Origin of the sequence: Mycolicibacterium chubuense (assembly GCF_001044255.1) — a bacterium.
GTDB classification, from domain to species: domain Bacteria; phylum Actinomycetota; class Actinomycetes; order Mycobacteriales; family Mycobacteriaceae; genus Mycobacterium; species Mycobacterium chubuense.
Map to the genome: position 1 here is coordinate 306592 of NZ_JYNX01000060.1, position 19600 is coordinate 326191.

Annotated in this window: 19 protein-coding genes and 1 pseudogene; 8 read left to right on the forward strand and 12 right to left on the reverse strand. The window is 65.4% G+C overall.

The genetic code is table 11. The annotated features are described in order from the left end of the window. Window positions 1-18 precede the first annotated feature (18 nt). Window positions 19-1110 (reverse strand): GGDEF domain-containing protein, encoded by a 1092-nt coding sequence (locus tag MCHUDSM44219_RS22290; protein WP_048420384.1) that lies wholly within the window; start codon window positions 1108-1110, stop codon window positions 19-21. A 663-nt stretch (window positions 1111-1773) separates the two neighbouring features. After that, entirely contained in the window at window positions 1774-2121 is a 348-nt protein-coding gene (locus tag MCHUDSM44219_RS31770) for a helix-turn-helix domain-containing protein (protein ID WP_413783637.1), read from the reverse strand. A 597-nt stretch (window positions 2122-2718) separates the two neighbouring features. On the opposite strand from MCHUDSM44219_RS31770, the gene MCHUDSM44219_RS22295 reads away from it, so the two are divergent. The 4 genes from MCHUDSM44219_RS22295 to MCHUDSM44219_RS22305 all read left to right on the forward strand — a co-directional run bounded on the left by MCHUDSM44219_RS22295 (window position 2719) and on the right by MCHUDSM44219_RS22305 (window position 5843). Continuing rightward, window positions 2719-3252 (forward strand): hypothetical protein, encoded by a 534-nt coding sequence (locus tag MCHUDSM44219_RS22295; protein WP_048420385.1) that lies wholly within the window; start codon window positions 2719-2721, stop codon window positions 3250-3252. Continuing rightward, window positions 3221-3634: a type II toxin-antitoxin system RelB family anti-toxin gene (locus MCHUDSM44219_RS29165; protein ID WP_082162335.1), complete on the forward strand. Its 414-nt coding sequence runs from the start codon at window positions 3221-3223 to the stop codon at window positions 3632-3634. The genes MCHUDSM44219_RS22295 and MCHUDSM44219_RS29165 overlap by 32 nt, the downstream gene beginning before the upstream one ends. Then, a complete protein-coding gene (locus MCHUDSM44219_RS22300; protein WP_236695553.1) occupies window positions 3627-4613 on the forward strand; it encodes a hypothetical protein in 987 nt (328 codons plus the stop codon). Before MCHUDSM44219_RS29165 ends, MCHUDSM44219_RS22300 begins: the two co-directional genes overlap by 8 nt. 555 nt (window positions 4614-5168) lie before the next feature. After that, on the forward strand, window positions 5169-5843 hold the full coding sequence (locus MCHUDSM44219_RS22305; protein ID WP_236695561.1) for an endonuclease/exonuclease/phosphatase family protein: 675 nt from the start codon (window positions 5169-5171) through the stop codon (window positions 5841-5843). A 139-nt stretch (window positions 5844-5982) separates the two neighbouring features. On the opposite strand, the gene dnaB is transcribed toward MCHUDSM44219_RS22305, so the two are convergent. From dnaB to MCHUDSM44219_RS22340, 7 genes are all read right to left on the reverse strand, one after another. Then, entirely contained in the window at window positions 5983-8151 is a 2169-nt protein-coding gene (gene dnaB / locus MCHUDSM44219_RS22310) for a replicative DNA helicase (RefSeq protein ID WP_413783633.1), read from the reverse strand. A gap of 528 nt (window positions 8152-8679) precedes the next feature. Beyond that, complete coding sequence (gene rplI / locus MCHUDSM44219_RS22315; protein WP_048420387.1) at window positions 8680-9135, reverse strand: 50S ribosomal protein L9; 456 nt, start codon at window positions 9133-9135, stop codon at window positions 8680-8682. Between the two features lie 11 nt (window positions 9136-9146). After that, a complete protein-coding gene (rpsR, locus tag MCHUDSM44219_RS22320) occupies window positions 9147-9404 on the reverse strand; it encodes a 30S ribosomal protein S18 (RefSeq protein ID WP_043403642.1) in 258 nt (85 codons plus the stop codon). Between the two features lie 49 nt (window positions 9405-9453). Continuing rightward, window positions 9454-9960: a single-stranded DNA-binding protein gene (locus MCHUDSM44219_RS22325; RefSeq protein ID WP_048420388.1), complete on the reverse strand. Its 507-nt coding sequence runs from the start codon at window positions 9958-9960 to the stop codon at window positions 9454-9456. 66 nt (window positions 9961-10026) lie between these two features. Then, window positions 10027-10317, reverse strand: a complete 291-nt coding sequence (rpsF, locus tag MCHUDSM44219_RS22330; protein ID WP_003931678.1) for a 30S ribosomal protein S6 — start codon at window positions 10315-10317, stop codon at window positions 10027-10029. Window positions 10318-10433: 116 nt separating this feature from the next. Then, the gene (locus MCHUDSM44219_RS22335) at window positions 10434-10910 is read right to left on the reverse strand and encodes a DUF5078 domain-containing protein (protein ID WP_048420511.1); all 477 of its coding nucleotides are present in this window, start codon (window positions 10908-10910) and stop codon (window positions 10434-10436) included. An 89-nt stretch (window positions 10911-10999) separates the two neighbouring features. After that, entirely contained in the window at window positions 11000-11302 is a 303-nt protein-coding gene (locus MCHUDSM44219_RS22340; RefSeq protein WP_048420389.1) for a hypothetical protein, read from the reverse strand. 118 nt (window positions 11303-11420) lie between these two features. Between MCHUDSM44219_RS22340 and MCHUDSM44219_RS22345 the strand changes: the two genes are divergently transcribed. Then, window positions 11421-12227 carry a DUF1206 domain-containing protein gene (locus tag MCHUDSM44219_RS22345; RefSeq protein ID WP_048420390.1) on the forward strand — a complete coding sequence of 269 codons (807 nt, stop codon included), beginning with the start codon at window positions 11421-11423 and terminating at the stop codon, window positions 12225-12227. Here the strand turns inward: MCHUDSM44219_RS22345 and MCHUDSM44219_RS22350 are convergent. The 3 genes and pseudogenes from MCHUDSM44219_RS22350 to MCHUDSM44219_RS22360 all read right to left on the reverse strand — a co-directional run. Further along, window positions 12156-13784 (reverse strand): annotated as a pseudogene (locus MCHUDSM44219_RS22350) (glycosyltransferase family 87 protein); the annotation flags it as partial. The gene MCHUDSM44219_RS22345 and the pseudogene MCHUDSM44219_RS22350 overlap by 72 nt on opposite strands. After that, a complete protein-coding gene (locus MCHUDSM44219_RS22355) occupies window positions 13781-16294 on the reverse strand; it encodes a transglycosylase domain-containing protein (protein WP_413783634.1) in 2514 nt (837 codons plus the stop codon). The pseudogene MCHUDSM44219_RS22350 and the gene MCHUDSM44219_RS22355, both read right to left, overlap by 4 nt. After that, a complete protein-coding gene (locus MCHUDSM44219_RS22360; RefSeq protein ID WP_048420392.1) occupies window positions 16287-16712 on the reverse strand; it encodes a DUF5318 domain-containing protein in 426 nt (141 codons plus the stop codon). The genes MCHUDSM44219_RS22355 and MCHUDSM44219_RS22360 overlap by 8 nt, the downstream gene beginning before the upstream one ends. A 124-nt stretch (window positions 16713-16836) precedes the next feature. Here MCHUDSM44219_RS22360 and MCHUDSM44219_RS22365 point away from each other — a divergent pair, with 124 nt between their 5' ends. From MCHUDSM44219_RS22365 to MCHUDSM44219_RS22375, 3 genes are all read left to right on the forward strand, one after another. After that, window positions 16837-17706, forward strand: coding sequence for a DUF1707 SHOCT-like domain-containing protein (locus MCHUDSM44219_RS22365; protein ID WP_048420393.1), 870 nt, complete (start codon window positions 16837-16839; stop codon window positions 17704-17706). Window positions 17707-17823: 117 nt separating this feature from the next. After that, complete coding sequence (locus MCHUDSM44219_RS22370) at window positions 17824-18369, forward strand: PadR family transcriptional regulator (protein ID WP_048420394.1); 546 nt, start codon at window positions 17824-17826, stop codon at window positions 18367-18369. Window positions 18370-18421: 52 nt separating this feature from the next. Beyond that, window positions 18422-19537, forward strand: a complete 1116-nt coding sequence (locus MCHUDSM44219_RS22375; protein ID WP_048420395.1) for an inositol-3-phosphate synthase — start codon at window positions 18422-18424, stop codon at window positions 19535-19537. Window positions 19538-19600: the final 63 nt, after the last annotated feature.

The window sequence follows — 19600 nt, forward strand, 5'->3', positions numbered from 1 at the left end:
ACCCTGTGACGCGGACCCTCACGTCCTGCCGGCGGCCATTGTCGCTCGATTGCGCCCGGTCTGCTTGGCGCTGTAGAGCGCTTGATCGGCTGATTGAAGAAGGTCTCGCGGCGAGACGGTGTCCGCGTCGATCGCGGCCACGCCGACGCTGATCGTGATCGCACGCTTCGGCCACGGCGCCCTCTGCACCGCGCGCCGAAACCTTTCGGCGAGTACAAAAGCGCCTTTGCAGGTGGTCTCAGGAAGAATCACCGCGAATTCTTCTCCGCCGTAACGGAACAGGGTGTCCGAACCGCGCACCTCTGATTGCAGGAGGTGCGCGACCGACCGGAGCACCTCGTCGCCAGCAGGATGGCCGAAGTCATCGTTGAAGGATTTGAAGTAGTCGACGTCGATCATGAGCAACGACAGGGTCGTGCTCCTCGATTTCGCACGCATGAACTCCTCTTCAACCGTGAGGTCGAAAGAACGCCTGTTCTTCAGGCCCGTCAACACGTCGGTGACCGATTGGGACTCCAGGTGCACCCTCACCTTCTCGATGTCACGCTGGTACTCCTGCAGGAGTTCGACGTACTGCTCCTGATCCAGAACCGCCTGCTCGAGTGTCGAGATACTTCGACGCAGCTCGAGCTGCACGATGATCTCGCGGGATAGAATTTCGAGCGCCTCTCGCTGTGTCTCGCTGAGACTGCGCGGCTCGCGGTCGATCACACAGATCGTGCCCAACGCCTCGCCGGTTGGTGCCACAAGCGGTGCGCCTGCGTAGAAGCGGATCCCGGGATCGCCGGTCACCAGTGGATTCGCGGCAAAGCGTTCATCCAAGGTGGCATCCTCAACCGTCATCACCTGGCCAGGATCGATGATCGCGTGCGCGCAGAACGCTTCTGATCGGGGTGTTTCACTGACCCCTAGGCCCACCTTGGCCTTGAACCATTGACGGTGGTCATCCACCAACGTGATGAGCGCGATCGGTGTACCGCAGATCGCCGAGGCCAGCTTCGCGAAGTCGTCGTATGCCTGCTCCGGCAGCGAGTCCAGGATCTTGTAATCAGCGAGAACCTGCATACGCTTGTCTTCGTTCGCGGGCATCGGGAATCCGCTATCCGGCATCTGCGATCTCCTTAAGTGCCGGGCAGTACCGGCCATGTCATCACTGCGTGTCTTCAAGCGAGGCCAAATCGTAACTCGGACCGCGGCGCAAACTCGGCGCAATAAGAGCGATGATCGCATCGGAACCCCGGTGCCCATTCCGCAGCCTGCGCGGGGATCCTGTCCACACCACGACAGGTCTTTCTGTTCACTCGTGGTTCACGCGGAGCATGCACCGTGGCCGTGAAAGCCGGCAATTGAAGCGGGCGTAAACCACGCGAATACCAACCCTTCGGCGGAACTCAGCCGGGAGATGTCACGGGTCTGGCAACCGACGTCAAGCAATCCGTGTAGGTTCTCAATTTCCGTGTCATATCGCGGTCTTCTGACCTGGGCGTCGCCAGTCTGTCTCACGCCGTTTCCATTGGGGTTTGTCTCAGAAGCCGCTTCATTTCCTAGTGGCGCTTTAAGGCGTGCGCCCGTACAGGTATCGCTGCACGAACGAGGGGAAATCGTTTGACATTGCGAGGGTCGGCTGCGCGCCTGCGAGAAGCCGCCTGAGCAGTATGGGACCCAGCAGTTCGGCGGGTTGTGCAGGGGGTCGCCTTCGCGGAGATTTCCTGCGGCCTGGTGCTGTTGGAGGATTGCGCAAGGCGACCGATGGCGACGANTGCTCGGCGTTGATCAACCCCAGCTGTTGGGCGACCGCGGTGGCATGCAAGACCGGCGAGGGGGGCGCTTTGGCAAGGTTGTCGATGTGTGGCGCTGATCGCAGGAAGTCGAGGATGATCGCGGCGTTTCGAATGACCATCGCGTCGTAGGCGGTCGCGACACCGACCAGATTGCGCTCGACGTCTCCGGAGAACTGCGGCGCGGCTTCACCGAGAGCTTGTGCCTCCCGGCGAGTGCGGCCGCGAACAGGCTCGCTTTATCTCCGAAACGCCGGTACAGCGTGATCTCTCCGACGTTGGCGCGCCGTGCGATTTTGACCGTCGTGGCGGCGTAACCGTGTTCCCGCCACACCGCGAGCACCGCATCCAAAATGCGGTCCGTGGGAATTGGGGCGGGCAATCATTCCTCCTAGATCACTCGGGACGAATCGCACGAGAAGCCGGCGATACCGACTGTCGCACGTTAACGCCACCTTGACAGCCAGGCCCATCAATACTGTTGATAGTGATTACTAACAATCGCCTGGAGGGCAGCGTGGGATCAAACACTTACTGTTGACGTACGCAACGGTTGGTCGGCTACGTAGCAGTCTCTTCGGGAGAGTGGCGCTGAAAATGTCAGTGCCACATCGTATTTAAAGACGTTTTCTCGTCAGCTTTTCTCGGGTACCGCTAGCGCTGATCCTGCGAGGATCTAGTGGCACACGTCCCGCACCATCAACGACACGCCCCTCAGTGCCGAAATCATCCAGTGCAAACGTCTCCGCCAAGGCCGGCATTGAAAGACTGCCTAACCAACGACGCTGGCCCGATGGCACCGATTGCGCGACGACGTTCTGACTGGCACGCCGAAAGCAGTGTCCGAAGTTCAGCGACCTCACGCGGCGCCGAAGAATCGGCGTGCGCGACCGCCTCAACGACCTGATGCTTGCATCCAACTTTAGTATTTACTAAAGTCTTGGACAAGATGATGCAGCGGCGGATGATAGTGAGGGGACAGTTCCATGAAGTCGGTTGCGCAGTGCGCGAGGACGGGGTTATACCCGCCGGCATGTTCTTGGACGCGCTGAAGAAGGGTGCTTGGAGCGCCCCAGATGAGTCCGTTCCGTTGGATGAGCAGATCAGCGATTACCACTGGTTTCTCCATGCGATCCGCCACTGGGCGAACACGGGTGAGCCGGTCTACCGAAGTGCGGTCAATGCGCTTGACGACGGCGTGTGGGAGTTTCGCCATGGTGATAAACGGCTGACGTTTTTCGACACAGACGGCAACGGTGCATACGCCCCGAAGCTTCCGATCCGTTCTCACGCTGACAGCGAAGCACCCAACAGCCAGTATTGGCATATCCCCTATTTCGACCAACAGATCCGGCTCGGACACGCGTTCACCAAAGTCAGCCAGCGGACACTCGCGCAGGATCTTCTCGAGTCCCGTGACACGCGGAAGGAGGATCTCGCCCATGACCAACCGATCCGACCAGACCTTGATTGATGAGGAAAACGCCACAGATGAAGGCGCCCAAGGGCTCGCCGCGGCCGACCTGGCTGGTCAAGTGATGCGTCTACTACAACAAGCACTCGACGCTTCCGAGATGGACCAGAAGGCCCTCGCCGACAAACTCGGCGTCACGCAGGGGCGCGTCTCACAGGTGATCAACGGCGACGGCAACATGAAGATCGCGGCAGTCGGTCGCTACTTGCGCGCCCTCGGCTACGAAACGCATCTCGTTGCCTCACCCCTCATCTCAGGCCTTCCGGCACTTCCCCTTGAGTCACGTCACCCGCCTGCCACTTCCTCCCAGTCAACAGTGACCGAGCAGCGCTATGTTGCACGTCTGCCGAAGCGTCGCCGAGTAGAGGCCAAGAATGCCTGAAGAAATCGAAACGGCAGAACAGCTCGTCGCCCTCGCAGTCCTCGGCGAGATTGTTATTCACGAGATGTCCGCCATCCGGATGACTAGACCGGACCCGGCTGGGATCAACCTGCCGCCGGAGGAGCTACACGCGCCAGACTCAGCCGACGACGATGCGGCGCTGAGCTTCTCTGCTCGCTTGGACGACACCCAACTCGCGGTGCGATCCCGAGTGGAAACCAGTAATGCCTACGGGAGTTTCATGGTCGACGGTGAAGCAGTTTTCGACCTGCCGGTGCCGGTCTCTAAACGGCACTCAGACATCGTGTTTCAGTTCGTTGAACAGGTCGGCGCCCCGGTCGTGTTCCCGTACATCAGATCGACAGTGGCCGCACTCGCCGCTCAGCTGTCGGTGCCCGCGTCGCCGCTCCCCATACTTCGCGCTGGCGACGTCATCCTCACGCATGACGACGAACCGGCGATCGAGGATGAGCCCTCCGAGTTCTTCATGCATGGCACCCTGCTAGGAACCACGGGAGACGGCGGCCAAGAGCAAATTGGCGAGTTCTTCCTCGATAAGGAAACCGGGATGCTCGCCCGCATCGGCGGAGAAGGACAGACCCCCGACGCCGACGAACTCCTCGATCTCATTGCCGGGTTTCCGCGCCCGGAGGAGGTGACCGCGGAGTGGATCGTGCGCAACCACGGCGATGCGGGTATCCGCCAATCCCTCGAGGCTCTACGCCAAGCCAACGGAGACGCCGTCACGGACCAGATGCTGGCCGAGGTAGACGAGGCAGTCGCGCACATTGAGGCAGAGGAGGCCTTCGCGTCACTGCAGATCGCGATCGCGAATCTCGATGCCGTCATCGCATCAGTGCGAAGCAATTACACCGCTGCGGAAGCTGTCGAGGGCGAAGCCGACAGTTCGTCATTGCTCGATGCCGCCAAACATGTACGCGACAGCTGGGTTCGTGTGCAAAACGCGTTGTCCGATTAGCCGAGCTGCGCAACCAGATACCAATTCCAAAGAGGACTACCTTGAACAATACTGACTCGCTATCGACCTCGCTCACAGCGGCCTTGTCCGCCGTCGGCGTTCCGGTCGCCAATCATGACTTCATTCGTGAGTTCACCACCGCCGTCGGCATCGCCGAGTATCTCTACATAAACCAGCCTGGCAAGCCGTACGTCATCGCAACAAGACGGGACGGTGGGCTGCCGCTCCACATCTACTACGGAGCAACGAACGGCTTCTCTTCGGAAGAAGAAGTTATCCGGATGGCGGGACCCGCCGCTGATCGCCGAGAAAGCGGATCCCGCAGGGGAACTTGGTGCGTCGAACACCCAGTAAATCGAAGCCGTCCCCCCGGCCCGCGTTCCAAGGATGTACGACGCGAGGGAGCCTTTTGCGCATGCGGCATTCAGCGATCAGTGACCGGAGTGTGCCCGAGCTGCGACTAACCCCTGGGCATCACGCTGACCATCAGCTTGCTGGAGCACTGGACCAGGCGATAGGAGAAACGTAATCAACAACCGGATAGCGACTCTCAACATTCGCCATGGCGGAACCCGATCCGCGGAAGCTCTCGCGACTCGACTTCTCGGGTACGACGCCGACCTCCTTGTGATCACCGAGTTCCGCACCAGCGACGCCGGCATGCGGCTGATCGGCCGTCTAAAGGCTGAGGGCTATATCACCACACATCCGAGCACCGAGCCCAATCAGAATACCGTCCTCATCGCATCTCTACACGCCATCAACCAGCCGAATTCCCCTCTTGGAGAAGGGATCGACACGCGACATCTGTTGTGCGCAGACGTCAACGGGCTGCTGGTGTGCGGTGTCTACATGCCTCAGAAGACCGCCAAGCTCCCCTACTGGGAAACGCTGATCGCTCAGGCCCGCATCAGCGGGATCGACCTGTTGATTGGTGACTTCAACACTGGCAACAACGATCTCGATAAGGACTTGAAGGGATCCAAGTTCATCGGTCCGGAAATGCCTGGGCGACTCATAGACTCGGGGTACACCGACCTGTGGAGATCGCTACATCCTGGACAACGTGAGTACTCGTGGTACAGCTGCCCCGGCAACAATGGCTTTCGTCTGGACTACATCTTTGCCGCCCCCGAGCTCACGCGGCAGGCGATCACGTGCGAGTTCGACCACGCTCCAAGGCTCGCTGGAGAGACCGATCACTCCGCGCTGGTGGCGTCACTGGGCTGACCCTGAACTAGGGCGGACCAAGACTACGGACAGGATCGTCGGACATCCCGAATCTGTCTCAGACTTCGTGACCAATTGGGCATTCGGTGGTCGTTTCAGATGGGATTTGGTCATGAAGTATGAGAAGTCACAACGGCTTCTACTGCTTGGCCATGTTGGCGAACCGCGACAGATGCAGCTGATGCGCCACGGTCACCGTGCGCGTCGGGCCGGCACGGTGCTTCGCGACGATCAGGTCCGCCTCCCCGCCACGCGGGTCGTCGCTTTCGAAGGCGTCCGGGCGGTGCAGCAGCACCACCATGTCGGCGTCCTGCTCGATCGATCCCGACTCGCGAAGGTCCGACAGCTGCGGCTTCTTGTCGGTGCGCTGCTCGGGCCCACGGTTCAGCTGGCTCATCGCCACCACCGGGACCTCGAGCTCTTTCGCCAAAAGCTTGATCTGACGCGAGAATTCGGACACTTCCTGCTGACGTGACTCCACCTTCTTGCCCGATGTCATCAGCTGCAGGTAGTCGATCACGACGAGACGCAGGTCCGCCTTCTGCTTCAGCCGCCTCGCCTTGGCCCGGATCTCCATCATCGTCAGGTTCGGTGAGTCGTCGATGTAGAGCGGCGCCTCGCTGATCTCACTCATCCGCCGCGCCAGCCGCGTCCAGTCGTCGTCGCTCATCCGGCCCGACCGCATGTCGGCGAGCTTGATCCTCGCCTCGGCCGAGAGCAGGCGCATGACGATCTCGGTCTTACTCATCTCCAGCGAGAACACGATGCTCGGCAGGTGGTGCTTGATCGAGCACGACCGCATGAAATCGAGTCCCAGAGTCGAGTTGTGCGTGGGGATCATCGATCGGCTGGCCAGGTACATGTGGCTGGCGTTGTCGACCTCGACGCATCGGACCGGAACACTCGGGATGGGTCGGACGTCGACGATGAACCGGGACGCGGAGCCGACCGAGCGACGCTCCTTGTGCAGCAGGTCTTTTCGATGCAGCCGGAATACGCTGTCGGCCGCGATGAACGCGATGCCGCCGGTCGCCTCGGCCTCGCACCGGTAACCGAGCGACACCACGAGTTCTGCAACGTCCTCAGTGAACCCCTCGTCGGCGACACCGAGCAGCACCGATCCGTCCTCCGCCACGGTCCCGCGGGCGTCGAGGAGGCCGGCGAGCAGGGAGCGTCGCTGCGCCTCCGAGGCACGCAGGTACTCGACCGGGATGCGCGTGCCGGCGCGCGCGTCGGACGTACTGGACCCCTCCCCCTCGATCCGCATCAGGATCTCCGGGTCGGTGGTCGCCGGGTCGCCCAACAAGGCACCCAACGTGTACGGCGGTACCGGAAGTTCGGCGTCCGCAGTCTGCACCGCGGCCGCATTCGTCACCGAGTGGACGAACCCGGTCGACAACGTCTCGGCGATCTCCCGAGTGGTGCGGATCGCGCCGGAAGCAAGCCACTGGTGCTCGGCGTCGGCGACGATCACTGTGCCGTCGGAGAACTCGACCTCGAAGCAGGGTCGCCCCTCCATCACGGCCGTCGCGGCGACGACCCGCGTCGGTAACCCGTCGGGCCCGATCAGCTCGTCACCGACGGCGACCTGGGCCATCGTCGTCCACCCGGTCGGCGTCGGCAGCGGCGTGTCCAGCGACAGCGCCTTCCCCATACCGGGACGCGCCGCCACGACGATCATCTGACCCGGGTGCAGACCGTTGGTCAGCTCGTCGAGTTCGGTGAAGCCGGTCGGCACACCCTTCGAGATGCCGCCCTGCGACGCGATCGCATCGATCTCGTCCATCGTCGGCTGCAGCAGCTCTTCGAGCGGCACGAAGTCCTCGGTGGCCCGTCGCTCGGTGACGTCGTAGATCTCGGCCTGCGCCCGGTCCACGATCTCGTTGACGTCCGCGCCCTCGGCGCCGGCGTAGCCGTACTGCACCACCCGGGTGCCCGCCTCCACCAGACGGCGCAGCAGCGCCTTCTCCGAGACGATCTCGGCGTAGAACCCGGCATTGGCGGCCGTCGGTACCGTCGAGATCAGCGTGTGCAGATACGGCGCCCCACCGACCCGGCGCAACAACCCCTTGCGGTCGAGCTCCGCGGCCACCGTGACCGCGTCAGCGGGCTCTCCGCGGCCGTACAGATCCAGTACCGCGTCGTAGACGAGTTGGTTGGCGGGCTTGTAGAAATCCCCGGGGCGCAGCCGCTCCAGCACGTCGGCGATGGCGTCCTTGCTGAGCAGCATGCCGCCCAGCACCGCCTGCTCGGCCGCGAGATCCTGGGGTGGCTGCCGGCCGAACTCCTCGTTGGGAGGAGGCTCCATGGACGTGTGGTCTCCGGACCGGCCCAAGTCATCGACGACAGCCACGCGGTGCCTCACCCCTCCTCAATCGACCTCGAACGCACGTTCGACATGCGTCCTGCTGCGACTGTAAGTCCGGGATCCGACAAACCCCCGTCGGCACCCGCAACTGCGTCCGCGACGGCCAACGCTAGACGTTGCTGAGCCGGACGCAACCACCGCTTGTTGACAGACCTGTGGATGGCGTGTGGATAGGTCTGGTGAGCCATGTTGAGGGGTTGGGGAGAACCTGTGGATCAACACTGTCATCCGCCCTGTTTCCGCAGATGGACGCACGATAGACCGAGGTGAGATCTGTGGATGGGAAATTCGTCGGCGTGTCGTCGCCGGTTTCCTTCTCGGGCGTGTTGTGTTTCGCTTCGGGGCCGGGCAGGTTAACACCCGGTTATGTTCGCTGGGAAGGATTCGCCCCAAAGAGTTCGCCATACGTACAGCAACGGCCGGGTGAAGACCTCGCGGTCTCCACCCGGCCGTGAATGCCGTGGGCGGCTAGCCGGCGACGACGCTCAGCGACACCGTGGCGGCCACGTCGTGGTGCAGACGCACCGTGACGGGGTGGGTGCCGACGGTCTTGATGTGCGTCTTGGGCAGCTGCACCGTCCTCTTGTCGAGGTTCGGTCCACCGGCCTTCTTGATCGCGGCGACGACGTCGGCCGCGGTCACCGAGCCGAACAGCTTGCCCGAATCACCGGCGGTCTTGACCGCCAGCTCGACGCCCTCGAGACCCTCGAGCGCCGTCTTCAGCTCGTTGGCGTGCTCCAGGCTCTTGACGCCCTTGAGCTCCTGGGCGCGCCGGATGTCCTCGGCCTGGCGCTGCGCGCCACGGGTGGCCACGATGGCCAGGCCGCGCGGCAGCAGATAGTTGCGGCCGTAGCCGTCCTTCACCTCGACCGCGTCGCCGGCCGTTCCGAGGTGCTCGACCTCGGCAGTCAGAATCAGTTTCATCTCATTCGTCCTTATCGCGTCGACGAGCTGAACGGCAGCAACGCGACCTCACGGGCGTTCTTCACCGCGATCGCGATATCCCGCTGGTGCTGAACGCAATTGCCGGTCACCCGGCGGGCACGGATCTTGCCGCGCTCGCTGATGTAGGTGCGCAGCAGCGCGGTGTCCTTGTAATCGATGTTCTGCCCCTTCTTCGAGCAGAACACGCACTTGCGTGTCTTGACCGGCTTTTCCGGAGCCGGACGCCTCTTCGTGGAGGACTTGGCCATGGTTTGACTCTTTCTTGAAATGACTCGGATGTTTCCGAATGTTGTTGTCTCAGAAGGGCGGTTCTTCGTCGGCGCCGCCGAAGGATCCCGACGCGGGCGCGCTGCCCCACGGATCGTCCTTGGGCTGCTCCGAGCCGCGGGACGAGTTACCGCCTCCGCCTCCGCCGAACCCGCCACCGCCGCCACCACTGCGGCTGGCCTTGTTGACCTTCGCGGTCGCGTAGCGCAGCGAGGGCCCGATCTCGTCGACCTCAACCTCGACCACCGTGCGCTTCTCACCCTCGCGGGTCTCGAAGGAGCGCTGCTTGAGCCGGCCCGTGACGATCACGCGCGACCCGCGGGTCAAGCTCTCGGCCACGTTCTCGGCGGCCTCGCGCCAGATGTTGCACCGCAGGAACAGCGCTTCGCCGTCCTTCCACTCCCCGCTCTGCCGGTCGTAGATGCGCGGGGTGGACGCAACGGTGAAGTTGGCCACCGCGGCACCGGACGGCGTGAAACGCAGTTCCGGATCGGCGGTCAGGTTTCCGACGACGGTGATGGTGGTGTCACCAGCCACGAGTTCCTCCTAGGTGAGCGGACGTTGGGCGCGAGCCTACGCAGCGGCTCCGACGATCGGCACCCTTTAGTGCTTGTCGGTCCGCATCACCTTGGTCCGCAGCACGGACTCGTTCAGGTTGAGCTGACGGTCGAGCTCGGACACCGTCGCGGGCTCGGCCTTGACGTCGACGATCGCGTAGATGCCCTCGGCATGCTTGGCGATCTCGTAGGCCAGCCGGCGCCGGCCCCAGATGTCGACCTTGTCGACACTGCCGCCGTCCTTGCGGATGACGTTCAGGAACGTCTCCAACGACGGAGCAACGGTGCGCTCGTCGAGTGTGGGGTCGAGAATGACCATGATTTCGTATGGACGCATAGGAACCCATCACCTCCTCTGGTCTGATCGGCCGCGGCGTGTCCGCGGCAGGAGGGTCGCCTGCGTCGGCAACCGGCCCAGGCTACAGGAACGGGCTTTGATCTGGGAAATCGCGATCAGGGATGCCCGGGAACCGGCCAGTTCCACACGGACATGTCGCCCTTGGGGTAGTTCATGCAGACGTCGGTCGCGTGCGCGACCACACCCTTGTTGTTGAAGAACAGCTTGGCCCAGTTGCCCCACCGCGTCGCGGTCTGCTCGTAGAACACGTTGGTGGCGGTGTCCTCGGAGTACTGCCGGCGCGCGACCGGGTCGAGGGAGAAGAACCAGTGGATGCGATCGAAGGCCATCTGCTGGACGTCGGCCGGCCGGTTGCTCCGGTCGATCATGTAGCGCTCGAAGTACACCGGGCTGGTGTCGCGAGCCGCGGCCATGTACTGCTCGACGTCGCAGGTGGTGACGATGATGCGGTGCGGGATCGGGTAGTCGTCGGTGGAGTCGGCGTTGGCCGGACCCGCTGCTCCCAGGAACGCCGTCGCCGCGGCCGCTGCCGCCAGCGCCATCTGCGTCGTGCGCCTGATCAGTCCGCTCATCGTCACTCCCACCTCATGGCACGCAGAGAGCTGCCAGTCGTCTGCCAACTATATAGCGCATCTAGGCAGATGGACATCCCCGTCAGATGTCAGCCGCCGTTGGTCACCGGGTTCGACGACAGCGTGATGAAGCTGCCGTGTTTCCACACACCCCAGCGCCCGCCCCACATCGACGTCCACACCACCGGCTCGCCGTTCCACATCTCAGCGGGCTTGCGCGGCGCCCAGTTCGGCACCGGCTCACCCGGCGGGTTCGGAGGGAACTCGGCGGGCCCCGGCGGGGGCGGCGGAGCCGGCTGCGCGAACGCGGGTGCGGCGCCGAAGCCGAGGGCGCCCGCGACGAGACCACCGAGGATCACTGCGGCGGGCAGGGCCCGGTCGAGAAAGGTCATGAGACGACTCCAGCCTGAGATGCAGCGGTTGCTTAGCAAATATAACCACCCGCGGGGAGCGGCAAACAGTCGACGCCGTCCCGGTTTCGCCCACAGCGCCCGAGGGTAGAGCGCAGCCATGGTCCGGCCGCCGCTCGTCGACCGGATCGTGGCCCACGACGGGGTGCGCCGGGCGGCTCGGGCCGGCTTCATCGCCAGTGGCTCGCTGCACTTCCTGATCGCCTATGTCATCGCGCGGATCGCGATCGGGCGCGGCGGGCACGCCGACCCCTCCGGAGCGATGGCGACGCTGGCCGCGGCGACCGACGGGGTGCTCATCCTGTGGGCCATCGCCGCCGCGCTCATCCCGTTGGCGGCCTGGCGCCTCACCGAGGCGCTGCTCGGTCTGCATCCGGCCGAAGGCGGGCGAGACCCCCGCGACGCGAGCATCGGCAACCGGCTCAAAGCCCTGGGTCTGCTGGCCGTCTACTGCAGCGTGGGCTACACCTGCGCGCGGTTCGCCATCGGCAGCCGCGAGACCAGCAGTGAGCAGAACACCGGCCTGAGTGCCCAACTGATGCAATCGTTTTCGGGTCGCGCCGCGCTGATCGCGGTCGGCGCGGTGGTCGCCGTCATCGGTGGCTACTACGCCTACAAGGGCGCCTCACGACGATTCGTCGACGACCTGACCATCTCGGGCGGGCGACTCGTGGTCGTGCTCGGGGTGTACGGCTACGTCGCCGAGGGTGTCGTCTACTCGCTGGCCGGCATCCTGGTGATCGTCGCCGCCGTCCGGGCCGATCCGGCCAAGGCCGCCGGATTGGACGCTGCCGTGCAGACCCTCGGCGCCGCGAATTCCGGGGACGCGCTGCTGATGTTCGCCGCGCTGGGCTTCGCGGCCTACGGCCTCTACAGTTTCGCGCTGGCGCGCTGGGCCCGGATGTGATGCGCGGGGCCGCAGCCAGTCCGGTAGCCACACGGGATAGGCATCGGGTGCCCGGTCGAACACTCCGCCCGCCGGATCGTCGACGCCGCCCCGGCGCACCACATCCAGCTCCGGCCGGTAGATCTGTCGAATCACCAACGCGCACAACACGACCACCGCGACGTCACGCAGCAGCACGGTCGCGGTGAACCACTGCTCGGGCAGACCCTTGTTCTGCTCACCGAACAGATACAGCATCCGCGGCACCCACACCAGCATGTCGATCGTCATCCACGCCAACAGAACTCGCCGGTGCGGCAGGGCCAGCACCGCCAGCGGCACCAGCCACAACGAGAACTGCGGGCTCCACACCTTGTTGGTGAGCAGGAACGCCGCCACCACTAGAAACGCCAGCTGAGCGATCCGCGGCCGGCGCGCTGCGGTCAGCGCGATGTAGCCGATCGCGATGCAGCACGCCGCGAACAACGCCGCGGTGATCGAGTTGAGCACCACCGGCGGTTCCCAGAACCCGAGGTCGGGATCGAAGCCCTGCCACCCGGTGAACGACTTCACCACGTTGTAGATCGAGTCCATGTCGTCCCCACGGCGGGTGTTTAGCCGGAAGAACTCCGACCAGCCGCGGGGAAACAGCACCATGATCGGCAGGTTGACCACCAGCCACGTGATCGCGGCCGTCAGCGCGGTCTTACCGACCTCGCGCAGGCGCCCGGTTCGAATCGCCAACAGCGTCAACGGGATCAGCAGCAGCAGCGGATAGAGCTTGGCCGCCACGCCGAGCCCGATCAGCACCCCGGCCAGTACCGGACGGCGGCGGGCCCAGGCCAGCAAGGCTCCCGCCGCCAACCCGGTCGCCAGCGCGTCGAAGTTCGTGAAGATCTGGAAGACCACGATCGGGGAGGCTGCCACCAGCGCGGCGTCCCAGATGCGCCGCGCACCGGCCAGCAGGGCGGTCGCCCACACCGTCGTCAGCCACGCCAGCGCCAGACCGAACGCGGAGATGTTGAAGAACATCACCACCTCGGCGATGATCGGCACCGACGTCAGCTTCGTCAGCGTCGTGTACGTCTTCGCCAGGGACATCGACAGGTACTGGTAGATGCCCGTCAGCACCGGATACTCCATGTACCGCACCGCGGGGGTGCCGTCGTACTGCAGCCGCGGCTTGCCCTTCTCGTCGGTCTCCAGCCAACTCGACTTGTACGGGAACTTGCCGAGATTCAACAGTTCCGCGGTGTAGAGCGGCACGGTGTCGGAGTAGCAGAGCTCGTAGTAGGCGCGGTTGTTCGCCCAGTTGCCGACCCGCTGATCGGCGGTGCCCGTGCCCGTCGTCTGCAGGCAGGCCGCCTTCGTCGAGTAGCCGAGCGCCAGGAACACCAGCGCGATGACGAGCATCACCCGCAGCGGGGTCATGAACCGGGTGCGGCCGATCAGCGCGTGCCTGCCGACGGGTCCGCCGATGGTGCCGGCCAGCGCGGCACCGAGAGTGTCGGTGCGGCTGGGGAAATCGCGATCGTCGAGGCTCCGCAGATCGTCTGCGAGAGGGCCCGGCGAGGTCACGGAGGCGGCGGGGGAGCGCCGGGCGCGACCGGGACCGGGGCACCGGGAGGCGGCGGCGCCCCCGGTACGACCTCCGGGCCGGGCGGGGCCCCGACGGGGGCCGGCGCCGGCGTGGCCGGCACGGTGGTCGGCGGGCCCCACGGAATCGTGATGCCGGGCGCGATCTCCAGCGTCGGCTGGATCACCGTCTCCGACGGGGGCGGCGCGACCGTGGTCGACGGCGGCGGAGGCGGCGCCTGCGGCACACCCGCGTAACCGCCGATCTCCTCGGGCTTGGGGAACGACTCGTTGTCGGTGCCGTCGAGGGCGCCGTCCATCGTGGCCTTCCAGATCTGCCCCGGCAGGCCCGACCCGTACACGGCCCCGCCGGACTCGTTCACCAGCGGCTTGGTGCCGTCGACGGTGCCCACCCACACCGCCGTCGACAGCGACGGCGTGTAGCCGACCATCCACGCGTCCCGGTTGTCGCCGGTGTCACCGAGTTGGTTGGTGCCGGTCTTGGCTCCCGACGGGCGCCCACCCGCCAGCGCCCTGCCTGAGTACCCGGCGATGGGCTGCATCGCCGCGATCACGTTGTCGGCCACCGCCTTGTCGATGCGCTGCTCGCCCGAGTTGTCCTCCTGGCCGGCATCGAAGAGGACCGTGCCCTCGGCGTTGACGACCTTCTGCACGAAGTGCGGCTTGTGGTAGACGCCCGACGCGGCGATCGTCGCGTACGCCGAGGCCATGTCGATGACCCGGGACTGGTACTGGCCGAGCACGACGCCGTTGTTCGGTGGGCCGCCCTTACCGTCCTCGGACAGCGTGTGCTCCACACCGGGGAAGCTCTCGGCGATGCCGGCCTGGTGCGCGGCGTCGGCGACGTCCTGCGGTCCGTTCTTGAGCTTCAGCATCAACCGGTAGTAGCTGGTGTTCAGCGACCGCTTCAGCGCCTCGGCGATGTTGCAGGTGCCGCAGCTGCTGCCCTCGACGTTGGTGATCTTGATGCCGTCGACGGTCACCGGCGAGCTGTCGACCTGATAGCCCAGCCCCATGCCCTGCTGCAGCGCCGCGACGAGTGCGAACACCTTGAACGACGATCCGGTGGGCAGCCCGGCCTGGGCGAAGTCGAACCCGTTGGCATCGGAGCCACCGTAGTAGGCCTTGACGCCGCCGGTCTTCGGGTCGATCGACACCACCGCGGTGCGCATGTCCGGGTCCTGGCCGTCCATGTACTCCGAGACCGCGTCGACCGCGGCGGACTGCGCCTTCGGGTCGATCGTCGTGGTGACCTGGAGGCCTTCGGTGTTCAGCTGCTGCTCGCTGATGTTGAAGATGTCCATCAGCTCGTTGGTCACCTGGCGCTCGATCAGCCCGTTCGGCCCGGTGGTCTGGTTCTGGGTGCTCGCCGCGTCCTTCGGGATCGTCGGCGGGAACACCTGCGCCGCGCGGTCCTGTGCCGACAGCGCGCCGATCTGCACCATGCCGTCGAGCACCCAGTTCCACCGCTCGTTCGCGGCCTCCGGGTCGACGGCCGGGTCGAGTGCCGACGGCCGCTGGATCAGCGCCGCCAGCAGAGCGCCCTCGGCGACGGTGAGCTGCTCGACGGGCTTGTTGAAGTACGCCTTCGACGCGGCGGCCACCCCGTAGGCGCCCCGGCCGAAATAGATGATGTTCAGATACGACTGCATCACCTGGTCTTTGGACCACTCGCTGGACATCTTGGTGGAGATGACCAGCTCCTTGGCTTTTCGGATCAGCCCGCCCACGCCGGAGCGCGCATCGCCCACCAACGCGTTCTTGACGTACTGCTGCGTGATCGTCGACCCGCCCTGCAGGTCGCCGCCGAAGATGTTGTTCTTGAAAGCGCGCAGGAAGCCGGTGAACGAGAAGCCCGGATTGGAATAGAAGTCCCGATCCTCGGCGGCCATCACCGCGTCGCGCACGTGCACCGGGATCTGGTCGATGTTGACGTCGACCCGGTTGCCCTCCGGCGGAACGATCTTCGCGATCTCCGAACCGTCGCTGGCCAGGATCGTCGACACCTGCGCGGTGCGGATGTCGCCCGGCTTGGGCACGTCGACGATCAGATACGCCATCCCGAACGTCAGCAGCGGCAGCACGATCAGCACCGCAGCCATCGCGATGAGGCTGCGGCGCACCCATTTACCGCTGATCTGCTCGCGCAGGGTGGGCTTGCGTCCCGGCGGACCGCCACCGCCCGGAGGGCCTCCGCCGCCGGGCGGCCGGCCCGGGGGCGGCGGTTGCTTCGGCGGGCCGCCGTCGAGCGCGCGCTTGACGGCGTCGATCGGGTCCTGCAGATGGCGGGGACGTTCGTCGCGCACCGGGGGCAGCACGGTGGTCAGCCGGTCGTCGGGGGCGGGCCGGGGCGGACGCGGCGCATCCGGGCCGGGCGGCCGACGCCGAGGGGCGTCGGCACGGTGCTGGGGTCGCGCGTTCACACCGTCAGCCGCCCTGCGCCCATCGCGGGCACTGTCGGCTGATCGGTCGTGACGCCCGTCGCTATTCACTGGCCGTCCGCGCGTTGCTGCGCGCGGTCTGGGTGCGGCGCGAACCCTTGGGGGGCGGCACCGCGCCGAGCACGTAGGACTTCACCAGATGGTTCCAGCTGCAGGTCCGACACACCTCCACCACATGAACCGAGAACTCGTCGTAACGGGTTGCCAGCAGAACCAGCTCCTCTGCCGTGCGGGCGGATCCGGACACCGCACCGAGATGGTCACCGAACACCCACGACACCAGGGTCAGCTGCTCCTTGCGGCAGATCGGGCACATCACCGAACTGGGCTTGCCGTGGAACTTCGCCGCGCGCAACAGGTAGGGGTTGGCGTCGCAGACCTCCGTGACGCCGGTGCGTCCCGAGTAGACCTCCGCCAGCAGGGACCGCCGCCTCAGGGCGTAGTCCACCACCTGTCGCTGCAATCGCACGCAGACCAGAGTACGTCGGCACCCGGGCCGCGGACGCGTGACATGGCTCCCGGGTCGGCCCCGAACCCGCCGTGATCCGCGCTGGCCTGCGGGATCACGGACTCAACTCCTACGATCATCTCTCGTGGCTTCTGGCAGCTCGGCCCGTGGGGCAACGTGGACGCGGGCAAAGGACAGCGACCGCACCGACACGTGCCAGATCCTCGACACCGCGCTGGCCGAGGGCCAGCTGTCGATGACCGAGCACGGCGAGCGGGTGAAGGCCGCCACCAACGCCGCCACGCTGGGTCAACTGCAAGAGCTGGTCTCCGACCTGCAGACCGCCAACGCGCCCACCCAGCTGCGCAAACCGCCCCGGCAGCTGCCCAAACTGCCCGGCGGCTGGGGCATCCGGATCGCGATGGCGTCGGTGCTGGTGCTCCTCGGCGTGGCCATCGGGTGGGGCCTCTACGGCAACACGCCTTCACCGCTGAACTTCACCTCCGACCCGGGCGCCAAGGCCGACGGCATCCCCGCCACGGTGCTCACCCCGCCCCGGCAGCTGCACTCCGTCGGCGGGCTCACCGGGCTGTTCACCCAGATGAAGCAGAAGTTCGGCGACACCAAGGGCTACAGCCTCACGATCTACTCCGACTACGCCTCGCTGGAACGTCCCGACCCCACCGAACCCCGGCGGGTGCTGCGCTACTCCTACCGCGGCGGCTGGGACGACCCGACAGAGACGAGCACGGGGTCGGACGCCCGTCTGGTGGACCTGGCCGCGTTCGACGTGCCGAAGCTCGTCGGCATTCTCCGGGGCGCTCCGGAGACGCTCGGGATCGACCCGGCCGAGGTGAAGACCACTTACCTCAGCATCGACCCGAACAGCGACATGACCGCGCCGCCGGAGAGCATCGAGCTCAGCATCTACGTCTCGCCGACGTTCGGGAACAGCGGATACATCGAGCTCAACGGCGACATGACGGTCAAGCGGATCAGCTACCCCAGCTCCTGAGCGACGCCTGACGGCCGTCGCGCGGCGCACCCGTGTGGCGCTCAATATATCGGCGCGATACTATTGCGCGACGTGTCGGATCGTCCTAGCGGCGAATCATGAGAAGGGGGTGCCCGGATGCTCGAGCTCGCCATCCTGGGGTTGCTCCTGGAAGCGCCGATGCACGGCTACGAGTTGCGTAAGCGGCTCACCGGTCTGCTCGGTGCGTTCCGCGCCTTCTCCTATGGTTCGCTCTACCCGGCGCTGCGGCGCATGCAGGCCGACGGCCTGATCGTCGAGGACGCCGCGCCGGAAGGCACGGTCAAGGTGCGCCGTGCGCGCCGCGTGTACCAGCTCACCGATGCCGGCAAGCAGCGGTTCACCGAGTTGGTCGCCGACACCGGACCCCAGAATTTCTCCGACGACGGCTTCGGAGTGCATCTCGCCTTCTTCAACCGCACCCCCGCCGAGGCCCGGATGCGGATTCTGGAAGGTCGCCGCCGTCAGGTGGAAGAGCGTCGGGAAGGTCTGCGTGAAGCCATCGCGCGGGCGAGCAACTCGTTCGACCGGTACACCAGACAGCTGCACCAGCTGGGGCTGGAGTCCAGTGAGCGCGAAGTGAAATGGCTCAACGAGTTGATCGCGGCGGAGAAGTCGGCGCAGGGACGTGCCGAACAGATTTGAGCTCGAGTACCACCCATACCAGCAGTGACGTAGGACAAGAGGAGAAGTCGTCATGACCGCAAGCAATGACGTTCGGGTTGCGATCGTCGGCGTGGGCAACTGCGCGTCCTCGCTCGTGCAGGGCGTGCAGTACTACAAGGACGCCGACGAGAACGCCAGCGTTCCCGGCCTGATGCACGTCAAGCTCGGCCAGTACCACGTGCGCGACGTGAAGTTCGTCGCCGCCTTCGACGTGGACGCCAAGAAGGTCGGCTTCGACCTGTCCGAGGCGATCTTCGCCTCCGAGAACAACACCATCAAGATCGCCGACGTGCCGCCGACCGACATCGTCGTGCAGCGCGGCCCGACGCTCGACGGCATCGGCAAGTACTACGCCGACACCATCGAGGTGTCCGACGCCGAGCCCGTCGACGTGGTCAAGGTGCTCAAGGACGCCAAGGTCGACGTGCTGGTGTCCTACCTGCCGGTGGGCTCCGAGGAGGCCGACAAGTTCTACGCCCAGTGCGCGATCGACGCCGGCGTGGCGTTCGTCAACGCGCTGCCGGTGTTCATCGCCTCGGATCCGGTGTGGGCGAAGAAGTTCGAAGACGCCGGCGTGCCGATCGTCGGCGACGACATCAAGAGCCAGGTCGGCGCCACCATCACCCACCGCGTGATGGCCAAGCTGTTCGAGGACCGCGGCGTCACGCTGGACCGCACCTACCAGCTCAACGTCGGCGGCAACATGGACTTCCTCAACATGCTCGAGCGCTCGCGGCTGGAGTCGAAGAAGGTGTCCAAGACCCAGGCCGTCACCTCCAACCTGTCCGGCTCGCTGGCCGGCAAGATCGAGGACAAGAACGTCCACATCGGTCCGTCCGACCACGTCGCGTGGCTCGACGACCGCAAGTGGGCCTACGTCCGCCTCGAGGGCCGTGCCTTCGGCGACGTGCCGCTGAACCTGGAGTACAAGCTCGAGGTGTGGGACTCCCCCAACTCGGCCGGCGTGATCATCGACGCGGTGCGCGCGGCGAAGATCGCCAAGGACCGCGGCATCGGCGGCCCCATCGAGGCCGCCTCGGCGTACCTGATGAAGAGCCCGCCCAAGCAGCTGGCCGACGACATCGCCCGCGATCAGCTCGAGAAGTTCATCGCCGGTGGGCAGGAGCGTAGCGACTCGGGGATCTAACCGGGCTGAGTCTCCTCTTCGCCGAAACTGCGGGGAGATCGCGTTCCGTCACGGAATGCCGAT